This is a genomic window from Acidianus ambivalens (genome assembly GCF_009729015.1).
Taxonomy (GTDB): domain Archaea; phylum Thermoproteota; class Thermoprotei_A; order Sulfolobales; family Sulfolobaceae; genus Acidianus; species Acidianus ambivalens.
Map to the genome: position 1 here is coordinate 492,869 of NZ_CP045482.1, position 15,354 is coordinate 508,222.

The window sequence follows — 15,354 nt, forward strand, 5'->3', positions numbered from 1 at the left end:
CAAGTGCTTTGTGGGGTAGTTGAATTTTCTTAGGCTCTAGTCTCACTTCTTCAGTATAAATCGGTAGTAGAATTAGAAGTAAGTTTAATGTAGCCATTTGGAAAAATTGAACAGGCTCACAAAGCTTAAAACAAGTAAAAGATAAAATAAAACTTCACGGATTATTAAAACGAAGATTCTTGGTTACATGATTTCTACGTTGTTTGCTCTTTAACTATTTTATACCTTAAAGCTAAAATTCTCTTTAATGCTTCAGACTTAACCTTTTTCCAATTATCTACGTCAGCGGATATTCTTAACGATATTATAACGTGTTCTTTATCGCTTTGCTCACTTAAGTAAGGACCTTCCTCTATTTCAAAACCTTTTAATGCCTCCTTAACTTCTTCCTCAATTGTATTCAGATTTATTTTATCTAAAGGAAACTCAACCCTTATACTAACATATAATTTCTTAGAGAACTTCGAAGTATAATCTATTACAGAAGACTTTAGCAGGAGAGAATTAGGAATTCTATATTCCCTTCCGTTCTCTAGTATAAGCCTTGAATAAAATAAATCTATTTCAATAACTGTACCTTCCAAACCTTGTTCAAAATATTCCCTGGAGAAGTACTTATAAGGAGGCAAATTTGCGGCCATGTAAGGAATTTGAGAGTTTAAAATCCTTATATGGTCTCCTATTGAAATAAATCCAGTAGAAATTATAAGAATGCCTGCGAAGAAGTTTTCCAAAACGGGTTGTAAAGCTAAGCCGAAAACTAAGCCAGCAAAAGTACCTCCTGCTAACGCTTCTGCAGATGTAACTCCGAAAGTTGCTAACACTCCTATGAAAACCATAATGTAGCCTATGTATTTTATAATGCTAGGAATTATTATCGCACCAGTACCAATTTTCCTCCTTTCTAGGACTTCCCTTACTCCATCAGAGAATATTATGGTAAAATAAATTCCTCCTGCCACTATGCTAAAAGCCCTTAAAGCTAGTAAGGTAAGGCTGGAAGGCTTTAATGTTTGTACAAAGGCGTTTAGAGCAAAAAGTAAGAATGCTAATAAAATACCGAGTAAAAACTTTTGGTAAAACTTCAACATAAAAAATACTTTATTATATACCATTTATTTCTTTTCTAAAGAACTTGAAGAAAGGCAAATAGGAACGTATAGTTCTCCTAGCACTCTCCTATTAATGCGATCATTAAGAACACTAAAAAAGGAGCAATGAATGAAATTATTGAGGCAGTAACTAGGAAAGCTATTGCGTAAGTTCTGGATACGAACTTATATAATATAATGAAGAGAAGTAAAGTCACGGACTCTGATATAATATAAGATATAATAGGAAACAGGAAAAACAACTTAGCACTTCCTAAAATATATGATAGTGTTATCATTGAGATAAAAAAGGAAGGGATTACCCATAATAACCCTGTTAGAATACCTGCTAATGCAACTGCAATTGTTTTTGCTTTCATACTTACTCAGAATACCAAAATAAGAGAATTTAAGTTTCATGATGACTCAAAACGTCAGATTAGTAAATCTTATTACCTATAGATGTGCATTATATGTTGAGATAGTAAGCTAATTAAAGAGATAAGGATAATATTTTTCTCTTCATTTAATTTTGGTAAATCATTTAGAGTTATAGCACCGTTATTTATTAAATCTTTATCTAAACTTACAAGCTTAGCTCCTATTCTTTTAGCTGTAACGAGATAGGCTGAATTTTTTATGGCCTCCTCCAAAATTTCCTTAACAACGAAAGATAATGCAGAAGAAAGCGCATTAAAAACAGTTCCTATATCTAATTTATATTTCCATAGGATGTTTCCCAGTTCATAATACGCTAGGGTTATTGTATAATTATTCTTTAGTAAATCTAGGGCTTTCTCACCCAATTTTATCGAAGATGGCACTAGAGTCAAAAAGGTATTTTATCTTTCCTTTCCTCCATTTCTTCAACTCCTCAACTACTTCGTCAGTGTCGATTTTTGCCACTTCTTTAGATGCTAAGTCCAATAATTTTCTCGCGTTTTCTTCCTCCTTCTTTTTAACCTCTTCTTCCAAAGCCTTTCTTAAAACTTCACTCACATTATACTCTTTTTCTAAAATTTCTCTCCTAACCTTCGTTGAGGCAGTAACTCAATCTCCCATAATTGCGTTCTTGAATTATTAAGCATATTATGTGCATATAATTATTTTTTCCTTACATCGGAGGTAAGAGCGTTTATGCATCTCCTTTATTCGAAGAATGTGGTGTAATGGCTGAAGAGTATTAAGTCCTTTAGATGTTTAAGAGTAAAATTCTTTAATGGAATCTTATCCAATTCACTATATAAAAGTTCTCCACAATAAATAGTAGACCCAAAAAATAATTAGAGTAAAGTTATTTGCACGTCCTTAGTGGTTAAATCTTATTATATAATAAATTACATATAGTAATTATATATTGTTTTAGAGTGAAGAGTACCATTACCTTGCCTACACTTCTTGCCTAATAGTCTTGCAGGTTAAGCATACCCCTTAAAACGAATAACTTATACACCTCTTATAAGGAATATTACTTCTCTGGTCGGAATGAAAAATTCTACTCTCAATTCTAAAACTTGTAAATATTACACGGCTTACCGAATGCGACGTCATTATAACTTAAAGAGTATAGAACTATTCCCCAGATTTAGTTCTGGAGTATACTCCAAAACTCTTCCGATTAACTTATGGAGTATACTCCAAAAGTTTAAAAATGCAAAAAACTCCTATTATGCGTGAACGTTGAGGAAATAAAAAGCATTATAAAGGAACAAAGAGAAGATGCAGAAAACTTAATTAGTAGGGCAATACCCAGAGACGTGCCTAAAGAGGAGTTGCTAACAAACCTATCAATCCCAAACGTCCTAGCAATATTAGGGGTTAGGAGGAGCGGTAAATCTACTCTATCACTCCTACTGTTAAGGGATAAAAACTTCGCTTATGTCGATTTTGATGATGAGAGATTGAGAAATTTAAAATCTGATGAACTGCATATGGTTGAACAAGCAATTTACGAACTTTACGGTAACGTGGATTACATCCTGTTTGACGAAATACAGAACATTCAAGGTTGGGAGCCCTTCGTGAGCAGGTTGAGGAAGACTAAAAGGATAATATTAACCGGGAGTAATTCTAAGTTACTTTCCGGTGAGCTGGCCACAAGTCTAACCGGAAGGCATGTGGACTTCACGCTCTTCCCCTTTTCCTTCAAGGAGTTTCTAAGGTTTAAGGGAGTTAATTACTCCGAACCGCTTACGACAAGGGAGAGAGCTGAGATCAAGAACTACTTGAGGGAGTACATGAGCATAGGAGGTTTTCCTGAAGCGTTACTGCTAAACAGTAGGCAAATAGTCAACAGCATTTATAATGATATACTGTTCAAAGACGTAGTACAGAGGCTTAAGATAAAGAGGATATCTAAGTTTAAGGACTTTTCCTCAGCAATAATTTCCCTTTACTCTTCTGAAGTTTCTCTAAATAGAATCGCTAGAATGCTCAGAATTGATTATAAAACTGTTGACGAGTGGTTTTACGGCCTGACCTCAAGTTACTTAATTTACTCCGTGGAAAGGTATACCGGAAAGTTGAGCAGAATTGCAGAGAACAAGAAGGTTTACGTAGTTGACATGGGTATTATTCAAGAAGTCTCTATAAAAAAAGATATGGGAAGATTAATGGAGAATTTAGTCGCAATACATTTGCTTAGGAAAAACCAGAACAAGGGAGTCTATTTCGTTAAAGGAGAGGACTACGAGGTAGACTTTTTAGATGAGAAAAATGGGGAGTTAATACAAGTAACTTATGATGAGGAGGGAATAAAGGAAAGGGAGTTGAGCGCTTTAACTAAAGCCTCATCATCATTGGGTTTCAAACCTAAAATCGTAACGTGGGACATGGAGGAAATAATGGATTATAACGGTAAGAAAATCGAGTTAGAGCCTTTGTGGAAGTTTTTATTGAGATAACGAAGTCTAGCACTTATACGTAACTTTTAAATACTTCTAGTTACTGTGGAGAGGTATCTAACATCTGGTGAAGTTGCTGAGATATTTAGCATGAGTAGGAGTGGATTAGGGAGGGAAAGATAAAGACTGTTGAGATTAACGGTAGGTAGAGAATACCTTACAGTGAAGTTGAAAGATTGCTGCCTGGTAGTGGAGGGGTAAATAAAGTAGCAATTTACGCTAGAGTTTCATCAAACACATAAAAGACCACTTGGAAAGAGTTTTGCTTCAGCTCAATAAGATAACTTGGACAGTAAAGGGAATAGAATAATGCTTTCATCGCAGTGCTTTTACTGGTGTTAGGTTTTCCAACGAAAAGCGTGATGTCACTTAACTCGATTTCACCGTGTTTTATGGACCTAGATTAGATAAGTGTAACTTCATAGTAGTACAAGCTTCGTGAAGGATTATAAACCTTAGTGATTGCTGACTCATCAATTTTTAGTTAGCGATGAGACATTAAGCAGAATTAACTGTTGTTGAAAATTTAACGGCTTATAGTTTTACAGCTAGGTTTATAGTCTGTGGATACATCGCACATAAGCTCCTTAATCCTTTAGTTAAAATCTCTCTTTATATTTACAGAACTTATATTAACCACTGAACTTGAAGGTATGTAGGTCATAATTAATTCAATTATATTGAGGGCATTCGTTGCTCGAACGGGATGATATGTTAAGACATTTCCCGTACTCATTTCCTACCGTAAAGTATCTTATACTCCTCCCTACTCAAAGCCGGCACGTCGTACTTCCTCTTGAAGTAGTTCAAGATCACTTTAGTCCTCGTCTCAGCTTTTATAAACGAGATGGGGTGGAGGAAGGAGTTCTTGAGCGCGTTTTTGAGTAGGTCATTCCCAGTCATGAATCTGATCACAAAACCTTTGTTCCTTAACAACTGCGGTATAGCCTCTATGTTCTCCCTACCGTGGAGTTCAATAGCTATTTGCTTAACGTGGTCTAACCACTCGCCGTTTTTCATTACCTTTCCCTCAGCGCCTTCAATGTCCATCTTCACAACCGAGAACTTACCTAAAGAGTCCACAGTAACGCCCTCAACCTCAACCCCGTTTTCCCCGATCTTAGAGCCAGTCCCCTCATCGACAATTTTTAGTCTAACGCCGTCAACGTCGTATAAAGCCTTGTTCACTAACACTACGTTCTTTAAGTTGTTTATCTCCACATTCTCCTTTAACAGTTTGAAAGCCCAAGGTAAAGGTTCCACAGCCACTACTTCCTTAGCTTTCCTAGCAATCTTTACAGTGAAGTCCCCTATAAATGCGCCCGCATCAAGTACTGTGTCAGTGTCCTTAACCTTTAAAAAGTCCCATTCACCAGCTATGAAAGTAGCGTAATAGACGTATTCGTAACCCTCTGGAATTTTCAGCTTAGTTTTGCCGTAAGTGAAAATCATGAAGACCTCTCTCCTTTTAAATACTTGTTCTTCATCATTTAATAAATAGTATCAAGCTATAGACGGAAAAACTAATCTCGCAAGTTATTAGCTTAAGTCAACTATCAATAATTACTTATTGACTTTCTCTCCCTCCACTAAACACCTTTAATAACGACGTTATGAACTTCAATTTAGAAGGCAAAAACGATTCAATCAATTTCACGTTATCTAAAGTAATCACTTTATTAAAGAGGATAAAGATGAACAACAGTAACAAGAAGTCTAGATAGGGAGGGTCAACAAAAACCTCATATAATCCTATTAAAGGCATTAATACTAACAGCGCCTTCTCCCTCTTAGCTGGGACAAAGACGCCCTCCCTCAAAGCGTAGGATAAGACGAAAGAAGAGGAAATTGCAGAGACTATTACTTGAGAAATCGCGCCTCCAATAATACCTAATCTAGGAATTAAGAGGAAAGAGGTGATTAAGACTAGACTACCGTTAAGCAAGGAAAGGAAGAGGAATGGCCTTAACGACTTCTTAGCTGCTATTATAAAATTCGTTAAAGCGCCTATGGGAAAAGGCAAAGTATTAGCTAAAAGGAGGAGGATCAGGGCTTCAAGACCTTTAGTATAATCTGGAAAAAACTTTTCCACGACTAAGACAGCAATCGGTATAAAGATAATGACGACGAGAAATGTAATTAGGGACAACACGCGGAAGGAAATTGACTACATCCTCCTCTCGTCCTTTCCCAAAGCCTTATAAAATGAGGCCGTAGGTAATAGAACACCTCCTAATGAGCCTAAAAACATTGAAGGTACTCCAGCTACTAAGGCGGAAAATTGATACAAACCCAGGTAGTAAGAACCTAGTAGGTAAGCAGTTGTAACTCTATCACCTTATGAAGAGAGGAAAGTTGCTGAAGAAGACAAGTAAAGAGGTAAGCCTTCCTTGAAGTGTTTAAAGAGAAAAGCGAAGTCAAAAGATGGCAAAATTAACCCAACTTTCCTACTGAGAAAGGCGTAGTTCATAGAGACAGAGAGGATTCCTCCTAAAGTCCATATTTCAATGAAGAGGTAAATGCTGTGAGATAGTACAGCTATTATTGAGATCCCCACCTTATTGTTAGGAAGAGGTTTCCTGTTATTGCTCCCTCTGTAAACATGTTAATTCCTATCATTACTGACCCAATGTCGCCATTCAGAATGTAAAGGAAAAGGTAAAGTATTGTTAACTTAACGTAATTTGGGAAAAGGAGAACTAATAAAAACGGTAAGGCAAGGAAAGGGAATGAGATGAACTTTCCTATGACTTCCTTATTAACCTCTATAGTAGAGCGTATAAACGGTAAAATGCAAAGAAGTTTTGTCTACTCTTATTTGTCATATAATGTTTCTCTTTTGACTATGATATTTAACAAAGCCCACAGTTAGTAGCTGTTAGCTAGTAGAAACTTAATTATCAAACTCTTTCATTATTTCGCTATTAAATAAAGAATCTTAGTTATCCTCTTCAAACTAGAGGGGATAAATCCTTCAATTATCTTAACTTCATCACTACCTATTATTCCGAATAATTTGAAACCCAAAATAACCGCTATTAATACTACTTCCCAATTTATTAAAGCTAAAAAAGAAAAACCTATTAACGCGAGACTTGCAATTTCCCTCCTTTCCAGTCTGAATATCCCTTGAGAATAAGAGAAAAATAAATAGAGGAGTGAAGTAATGATAACGTTAAAAACTTGAGCAATAGCCGCACCATAAATACCTATCTTTGGAATTAGATAATAAGACACTCCTACAACCTCGGATGCACTGATTATACCTATAATTATGAAAGGCCTATAATTCTTTTTTGCAGCAATCATAAAAGTGGATAAGAGCTGTAACGGCATTGTAGAGGTTAAAGACAGAATTAACAACTGCATTGAGGGAATTCCTAAAACGTAATGAGGGAAAAGCTTCGAAATAAAAAGGGGAGAAATAGCATAGCCTAAAATAGCCATGGGCAGGGAAATTAGAGTTACAATCCTAAAACTTATGGAGGAAATCTCTTTCATGTCCTTCCCTCTTGCATAATAGTAAGTTGAGGAAGGGAGAAGAGAGGAAGAGAAAGAAAAGATTAGCATTGACGGGACAACTGCTGCCAATGCTACTAACTGATAAATACCCAGATAATATGAGCCTAAAAGGAACGCTGTAACCACTCTGTCTCCTTGACCAGAAATAAAGTAAACAATGCCGGTTAAGTATATTGGAAACCCCACTTTTGCAATTTCCTTAAACGTGGTCTTGTCAAGGAAGAACTTAAACGGTAGGTAAAATTGATAGTATACAGCTTTAGTAATTGCTCCCAGAGTCCAAATCAGTATTAGGAGCTCTACACTATGGTAGAAAACAGCTAGGATTGAAAAGCCCCACCTAGCAATAGTGAAAATCGCATTGCCTATATTAACTTCTGTAAACTTACCTAAACCCGTTAATAATTGACCTTGGTAGTTTGTGAAAAGATAAAGCACGAAGTAGGGAATCGACATCCATAAATATGACGGAAAGAAGAAGAGGAAAAGCAAGAGGGGGGAAACCAATAGAGAGTAGGAAAGTGAAGTGTAGGCGATCTTATCGTAACCTTGAGAGGAAGCGTAAGAGTGAGAAACTTCTCTTGTAACTAATGAAAATGGAAGAATGGAGAAGAACGCTCCAGTAATAGTCTCCATAAGCTGGATTATTGCCACTTTTCCTACGAAGGATGGAGTAGCGAAATGACCCGCTATAAGGAAAAATGCTAATGCGAGAACTGAGTTAAATAACGTTGTGGAAAAGAATTTCAGTGCCCCACTTAATGGATTCACAAAGTGTAGATACAGTGGATATTTTTAAAGATTTAGGTATGTTTTAGATATGTATATTTTAGCTCCATATTTTATAAGCGGAACAATAATGAACACTATTCTCTCCACGCATAAATATAACCTAATATCATTCCATTCTTCATGCGTTTAGGTATTGTATGTCTTGTCCTAAATCCCGAATCTTTTAACCTCTTTATTAACTCTTTATATCCGTAATGATACTCGATCATAATTTTACTAAATCTTCTCAACGCATTGGTAGCTGCTGTTCTAAATAAATCATATTCACAACCTTCGCAATCGACTTTAAGTATCGAATCTTCTTCTACGTCAAATTTCTTTACTATTGTATTTAAGCTATAAACTGGAACTTCTATTCCATCTTTTTGATCTTTTAACAATGTACCTGCATTAGTTTCTAATTCTGGCTTTATCTTTACTTTACCGTCATAACCGCAGCCCGCATTAACCATAATTATCTTGTCTTGTAACCCGTTTTCTTCTATGTTCTTCTTAGCAATAAGAAAAATCTTAGGAAATGGTTCAAATCCTATAACTTTCTTAGCTCCATTCAACGCGAAATATATGGGTGTGTCACCAATACTAGCTCCTATGTCAACTACCGTTTTCCCGTTAACATCTAAAAATTTGTATTCATGTAATGCAAATGGAGCAGCAGGGTCACCGTATTTCCAACCATAAAATTTAACTATTGTGTTCATGTAAGTAAATTTCATATAATCGTCATTGACCTCAAGGTCTTTCAATTTAAGGTAATATACAGTGTAATAATATGCAGTGGTTGCATTATCCAAAATAACTATTTTGCCGTTCTTTAATTCAGCTTTAATAGGAAATTTATTAGATATTCTACTCTTAATTACTTTGTAATAATTTTTATATGTTCTATAATAATTATAAAAAGAGTAAAAATAATTTTTAATATTAACTGTTTGTGCTAAAGAATTCAGATAAGATATGAAAATTTCATTTTTGGAAGTCATAGTTAGTACTTGGCAAGTATAACTTCTCTGAAGATTTAAATATTTTATGATGTCAATAATAAAAGCGTCTAGTAATCTAGGGCTGATAATAAGATTTAGATGGTGATTTATTATGATTTAGCTTTGTCGAATGTTATATGATGTTATATAGTTTATTCAAGAAAATAGTTTTTTGAATAAGGCTTATTTGAAATTAGTAAATAACATCATAGAAAAGCGAATATTAATCTGATGATATATCAAATGATATATCAAATAGTGCATCGATATGAGAACAATCTCGAATAGTTTAGGATTAATTAATTTTTATGCAGTAAAATAGTTTAGTATGATTATCTATTTTCATTCTTTCCTTGCATCTGTATTTTTGTTCTTCAAGTCTTTTTAGCAATTTTTTATGAGGTATTCGGGTTATTCCTTGATGCAATTCAACAAAAATTTTATTAAAGTCTAACTCTGTAGAAAAGATTATATCTGCTTCACATCCCTCACAATCAATCTTTAATAAATCAGGATCTTTGGCAATCTTTTTGATGTTATTAAATGAAAGCAAAGGTACTTCAACATCTCCGTAATTCGTTATAGAGTATCCTTCGGATTCTTGAATATTGATACTTGATGGAACCTTAACTGTTCCTTCTTTAGATCCTACTGCTGCGTTAATCAAAGTAATCTTACCCTCTAAATTATTTAGTTTAATATTTTGTAATGCTATTTTATAGACTGCCGGTAATGGTTCGAAAGCATAAACATGTGAAGCCCCTTTTAGGGCAAAGTATATTGCAGAATCGCCTATACTAGCTCCAATATCTATTACGTCACCTTGAATCTCAGTATTATATTGTTCTATGTAAAAATTTTCGAATAAACCTGTGGTTATTGTATCAATAAATTTTACCTTATAATTTATTATTTTTCCACAGATTGCCCTCCTTTATAAAACCGCCAGCAGAAATCATAACTGATGAAAATGTGTCTATAACGATTGGACTATTATCGTAATATAATCTCCCTTCTTTAAAATGAAATTTTAGTGGACTAAAATTAAATTTGCTAACTAGGTTAACTATAGCTATAATACAATCTTTAGTGCAGATTCCATCAGATTTATCTCTTAACGTTACCCTAATCAGTTTCTCTCCATTATATAATTTTATTAATATGGAGATCCAATTGGCAAATATTTTTCTAAAATTATTGATTTTACTCACCATAGAAACAAAGTCTTTCATCAAATATTTATTCGAATCTCTACTTTAAAATCTTGTGAATAGTATATGATTTTTGAAGAAATCATATTAAGAAAGGGAAGATCTAAAATGAAGATAGGGATATTTGAGCCCTTTCCATTAAATTTCTCGATGACAGGTGGAGGGGGTGTAGTATTACAAAATATTCTAGCTATATTAAAAAAGAGAGGGTATTCAGTCCATTTGTTTTCCCCGTTTATTGACAAAGTTACTTCAAGTTTGTTATCCAATTTAACAGATAAAATTATATCGTTACATTTTAAGAAATTAAATAGTGATTTAGCAATCTTTGGAATAACCAGATTATACTCTGTATTACTTTATTTTCTTCATAATTTTTTTGATTATTCGTATGATTATACAATTTGTAGCACATATGATAATTTAATTGGAAGTTTTGATTTCGGTTATGTGCATTTTCCCTCACGTAAATATTTTAAGTTAAATGATATTAAAAACGTAAGAAATGTTAAAGATTTGGTAAATTTTATTACATCGGTGAAGCTAGGAGAAAATACTCGAATGATTGCGGTAAATTCAAGTTTTACATTGAGACTTCTTAAGGAAAAAATTAATAGATCCGCCGATGTACTATATCCACCTGTAAAACTCATAGAATGTGACAGTATTGATGAGAAAGATGATATAGTGGTAAGTTTAGGAAGAATTGTTAGAGATAAGAATTATGATTTAGTGATTAATATAGCCAAAAAGTTTCCAAGATTAAAATTCATTATAATAGGAAGAGTTCAAGATTCACAATACTATAATGAACTTTTATCTAAATCTCCATCTAATGTTATTTTTCTAACTAATGCTAGTGAAGACGATAAAAGGAAAATACTATGCAAAGCAAAGGTTATTTTGCATGCTAAGGTTAAAGAGCCCTTTGAAATATCTGTAGTTGAAGGAATGAGTACCGGTGCAGTTCCAGTGGTTCATAAGAGTGGAGGTAGCTGGATTGATATAATAGAAGAAGGAAAATATGGGTATGGATACCTTACAGAGGAAGAAGCGGTAGAATCTTTGTATCAAGCTCTAAATAACGAGAGCTTAAGGAAAGAAGTGAAAGAAAGAGCTAAATTATTTAATACTATCAATTTCGAGGAAAAATTTCTTAAAATAACAAATCTCTGAATTTAAAATACATCTGATATTTTCCATTTTATATACGTTAATTTTTAACTAAGAGTAAAAGGCTCCTGCAAATAGAGTTAACTGAATATTTTTCCATTACATATTCCCTTAAATTATGATATTGTTTATTTAATACTAACTTACCCATCAAATATGCATACTCACTTATGTCTTCAGCAGGTCCTATCAAATATATGCCGTCAAGTTTCTCTACATCATGAAGACCTTCTATCCCTTTCTTAGTAGTTATCACTGGCCTACCGTAAGCCATGCATTCTAATACTTTTGTTTTTACCCCAGTCCCCGTAGTTAAAGGGATAAAACACACGTCGGCCTCTTTATAATACTCACGTAACGAGGGCACTTTACCTACAAACCTTACGTTAGGGGGATAATCTTTAAACAATTCCTTCCCATCTCCCACTATTACGAACTCAACATCTTTCACTCTCTCAGCGACTTTCAAAATAATCTTAACAGCCTCATAATTTTGAACAGAATATAAATTCCCTACGAAAATCGCTCTCTTAACCCTCTCGTTAGGTACTTCATAAAAGGGAATATTCTCTACATCAATTGCGTGCCTCACTACTACTACTTTCCCCTTATTTCTAGTGTATCTCCTAAAAATTTGGGCGTCATCTTCTGAGACAGTTATTACTACGTCGGAAAGCTTAGTGGAAATTGAGTCTAAAAAACCTCCTATCATTCTGCGGAAGATGAAGTTCTTTACTCCTTTTAAGCCCTTAGAAACTTCTACTATGGAACCATGTGTGTCGTAAATTACTCTCTTCCTTAACAGTTTGGCCATTATAATAAAAGGAAGGAAAATAGAACCCTCAACAATTATTTTGTCGTTGGATTTAATCAGTTTAATTGAGGAAAGCGATTTAAATACTATTTTTATCGCATAAGAGAAATGGTTTTTGCCAATTTCAACATTTATAAAATTCTTGCTATTATCAACTTTAGAGTTAACGAATTGTATTACAGTCACTTCATGTTCTTTAGATAAACACTTATATATTGTCGAAACCCTTATTAAATATCCGTTTGTCGGATTGTTAATATCGCCGAACGTTACTAAGAGTACTTTCATTAATGTAGTTGTGATAAAGTTTATTAATAAATTCACGTAAAAGTGAATGTGTCCATTAGACGGTTTAATAAGGAGCACCTTCTGTACTTAATCCCTTTGATAACTTCAGTTGTGGAATGGTACGTTCTGAATCATAACGACATCCCTCCAGCTTATCCTACAATTCCAGACTCGGTGGAAAGACAATTAATGTTTAGCGTAATGAACGGTGCGTCGTTTACTGGTATACTGTATTTGCTTATAGGTTTTCCGTTAGATGTTCTTTCCTTATATTTAGGTGTCCCACTTACCCTGACTTCTACTCTGTGGAACTTCTTTACTTTTGAGGTACTCTTTTTAGGAGTTTTCTTTTCCTCAAAATACTTCCTTAAAAAATACTTTAACGCCTCTGGTTTTCTCCTTTACTTTACCCCTACCCTAGCCTCTATTCCGGTGCCAATAACGTGGTATACTGTTTCTGGAGTAATATACTTCTTCCCTGGGGTTTACGCATTAACCTTAGCTTTGTTAGATTACTCTTTAGATATCGGTGAGAGACTAACACTCAAACAAGCCCTATTACGCTCAATGATTGTCGCTATTGCAGTTACTTTGGACTTCACTGATCCTAGAGGAATAGTATTCGGCATACTGACTTTCTTTATCTTTTCCCTCTATTTCTTAGCCTTAAAAAGGGGGAAGCGATTACTCTATTTGAAAGAGTGGACTAAAGTCTTCTTTCTAGGAGTGGTTTTCTTTATATTATTAAACTTTAACACGATTGCCTATACGGAGTTCATAAAACCTTACATACCGTTGGTTGGAGTATCAACTGTCTATAACCAGCTAAGAATAGCCTTACAACACGTACAGCCGTTTTATACATTATCCGGAATAATGTATTGGTTAGGGGCTAATTATTATATTTCTCAATATCATGCGAATTTAATTCTAGGAGTAATAAGTATAGCAATAGGACTTACGGCATTATTATTTCGAAAACCGATAACCATTTTCCTCGGGATTATTATTCTTGCAGTAGTTGCTTACAATTACGTCGGAGTTACAACTTTGGGGTATTATTTAGCACAAACTCCTTACGTCGGGTACTTAGTTTACTTATACCCTACTTATTTACCTTCCTACTTCTTTGTCGCTCCCTTTTACCTTTTAGTCTCTTTTACTTTCTTTATTGTAGGTAAGTGTTTGTATAGAGGAAAACATCTTGTGACAAGGGCTATAAAAGCGTTGCCTATTTTACTTCTTTTACTTTCTCTTTTTATCTCTTTTTATTCTCCTATTGCTTCTTCCATTGAATCTCATCATGCAACTCCTCCACCTAATGCTGTGATAGATAGCATTAACTTAATATCGCGTAATGATTCTGGAATAGTCTTAGTTTTAGGAAATTATACTTTGGCAAGTTTTTACTCTGGTTTACCTTCAATGCTTTATCCTGCTTATTTAGGTTATATGAATTTTATTTGGAATGGCTTACCGGAGGCAGGAAATACTGCAAGGTTTCTATCATACTTTGGTATACAGTATGTGGTTATATTACAACCTAGTCTTGTTAAATGCTTTAATTTATTTATAAATAACCCAGATTTTACTCTCTTATACAACAACAGCGGAATACTCGTGTTCAAGAACGACTTATACGAAAGTCTTCAAATCAAACACGGCGTTTATGTAGCTTTTAATTTTCCAGAAATTTTAGAACAAGTTTCGGAACTTAACACATCTTTTATAATTATTCCGTTTTATTATGTTAATAATTTACAGACTATATTACCTTATGTTAAGGGATTCATAGGGTATAATCTCTCTCCTATTGACCTCATACCTATGCTTATAACTAATTCCTCTTATGTAATCTCAGCATCGAATGTTTATTTAAATCAATATTATACCAAAGGTTGGGTTCACGACTCACCTTTCTGGACGCCAGACATTATGGATGCGATAAGTGAAGGTAATGAAGTACCCTTAAACTTAACCTTAAAAATACCGGATGGTAAATATTACGTATTTATCTTACCAGTAGGGACAACGTTTAATGAGGAAGTTAGTGGAAACGTTAAAATATATTCTGGAAACACTTTAAGCATATCGTTAAGTAATTCAGTATATAATGTTAACTGGGTTTTTGCAGGAAAATTAAACTTAGTAAACCACGAAATCCACGTAGTCAGCAATAATCTCGGAATAGTTAAGATAGTCCTAGTTCCATCTTCGAGTTATAACAATTTATTCAATAAAGCTTTATCAATCCTTAAGAGTAGGGAAGAAATTTCTATTGTTAATAACTCTATAAACGTTGAATCTGGCAATTATTCGCCTACAGCGTACGGGATTTCTGTCTTTGCTAACCCATGGTTTGAATTCTTACCATATGCACACGTTGTTGAAGTTAAAAATTATATTTACGAGAGCAGTTACTATTTTGGAACGGCTAATGTCTATATTTCCACTACATATCCTAGTATAAACCTCAGTTATCCCAGCCTACTACCAGAACTGGTTATTAATTTCATACTTGATCTAGGTATTATATTATATATCGTAGTATTAAGAAAGAAGAGAAAGTTATAATCA

The 15,354-nt window shown here is 34.1% G+C and carries 13 protein-coding genes and 2 pseudogenes; 4 read left to right on the forward strand and 11 right to left on the reverse strand.

The window, feature by feature from the left end:
* Positions 1-194 precede the first annotated feature (194 nt).
* From D1866_RS03005 to D1866_RS03020, 4 genes are all read right to left on the reverse strand, one after another.
* Positions 195-1,091: a mechanosensitive ion channel family protein gene (locus tag D1866_RS03005; protein ID WP_170254152.1), complete on the reverse strand. Its 897-nt coding sequence runs from the start codon at positions 1,089-1,091 to the stop codon at positions 195-197.
* A gap of 77 nt (positions 1,092-1,168) precedes the next feature.
* A complete protein-coding gene (locus D1866_RS03010; RefSeq protein WP_152943311.1) occupies positions 1,169-1,471 on the reverse strand; it encodes a hypothetical protein in 303 nt (100 codons plus the stop codon).
* Between the two features lie 72 nt (positions 1,472-1,543).
* Positions 1,544-1,897, reverse strand: a complete 354-nt coding sequence (locus D1866_RS03015; protein WP_152943313.1) for a type II toxin-antitoxin system VapC family toxin — start codon at positions 1,895-1,897, stop codon at positions 1,544-1,546.
* Entirely contained in the window at positions 1,890-2,090 is a 201-nt protein-coding gene (locus D1866_RS03020) for a hypothetical protein (protein WP_231136367.1), read from the reverse strand. The genes D1866_RS03015 and D1866_RS03020 overlap by 8 nt, the downstream gene beginning before the upstream one ends.
* A 674-nt stretch (positions 2,091-2,764) precedes the next feature.
* Here D1866_RS03020 and D1866_RS03025 point away from each other — a divergent pair.
* Positions 2,765-3,994: an ATP-binding protein gene (locus D1866_RS03025; protein ID WP_155861031.1), complete on the forward strand. Its 1,230-nt coding sequence runs from the start codon at positions 2,765-2,767 to the stop codon at positions 3,992-3,994.
* A gap of 45 nt (positions 3,995-4,039) precedes the next feature.
* Positions 4,040-4,292 (forward strand): annotated as a pseudogene (locus tag D1866_RS03030) (IS607 family transposase); the annotation flags it as partial.
* Between the two features lie 434 nt (positions 4,293-4,726).
* Here the strand turns inward: D1866_RS03030 and D1866_RS03035 are convergent.
* From D1866_RS03035 to D1866_RS13240, 6 genes and pseudogenes are all read right to left on the reverse strand, one after another.
* Positions 4,727-5,446 carry an FkbM family methyltransferase gene (locus D1866_RS03035; RefSeq protein WP_152943315.1) on the reverse strand — a complete coding sequence of 240 codons (720 nt, stop codon included), beginning with the start codon at positions 5,444-5,446 and terminating at the stop codon, positions 4,727-4,729.
* A 115-nt stretch (positions 5,447-5,561) separates the two neighbouring features.
* Positions 5,562-6,754: pseudogene (locus tag D1866_RS03040) on the reverse strand (MATE family efflux transporter); the annotation flags it as partial.
* A 153-nt stretch (positions 6,755-6,907) separates the two neighbouring features.
* Entirely contained in the window at positions 6,908-8,287 is a 1,380-nt protein-coding gene (locus tag D1866_RS03045) for an MATE family efflux transporter (RefSeq protein ID WP_155861032.1), read from the reverse strand.
* A 95-nt stretch (positions 8,288-8,382) separates the two neighbouring features.
* A complete protein-coding gene (locus D1866_RS03050) occupies positions 8,383-9,102 on the reverse strand; it encodes an FkbM family methyltransferase (protein WP_231136368.1) in 720 nt (239 codons plus the stop codon).
* A gap of 484 nt (positions 9,103-9,586) precedes the next feature.
* On the reverse strand, positions 9,587-10,216 hold the full coding sequence (locus D1866_RS13235; protein ID WP_338025413.1) for an FkbM family methyltransferase: 630 nt from the start codon (positions 10,214-10,216) through the stop codon (positions 9,587-9,589).
* Positions 10,191-10,523 (reverse strand): hypothetical protein, encoded by a 333-nt coding sequence (locus D1866_RS13240; RefSeq protein WP_231136369.1) that lies wholly within the window; start codon positions 10,521-10,523, stop codon positions 10,191-10,193. The genes D1866_RS13235 and D1866_RS13240 overlap by 26 nt, the downstream gene beginning before the upstream one ends.
* Positions 10,524-11,039: 516 nt before the next feature.
* On the opposite strand from D1866_RS13240, the gene D1866_RS13045 reads away from it, so the two are divergent.
* The gene (locus tag D1866_RS13045; RefSeq protein WP_196773474.1) at positions 11,040-11,678 is read left to right on the forward strand and encodes a glycosyltransferase; all 639 of its coding nucleotides are present in this window, start codon (positions 11,040-11,042) and stop codon (positions 11,676-11,678) included.
* A 37-nt stretch (positions 11,679-11,715) separates the two neighbouring features.
* On the opposite strand, the gene D1866_RS03065 is transcribed toward D1866_RS13045, so the two are convergent.
* Complete coding sequence (locus D1866_RS03065) at positions 11,716-12,777, reverse strand: glycosyltransferase family 4 protein (protein WP_152943323.1); 1,062 nt, start codon at positions 12,775-12,777, stop codon at positions 11,716-11,718.
* A gap of 96 nt (positions 12,778-12,873) precedes the next feature.
* Between D1866_RS03065 and D1866_RS03070 the strand changes: the two genes are divergently transcribed.
* Entirely contained in the window at positions 12,874-15,351 is a 2,478-nt protein-coding gene (locus D1866_RS03070; protein WP_152943325.1) for a hypothetical protein, read from the forward strand.
* Positions 15,352-15,354: the final 3 nt, after the last annotated feature.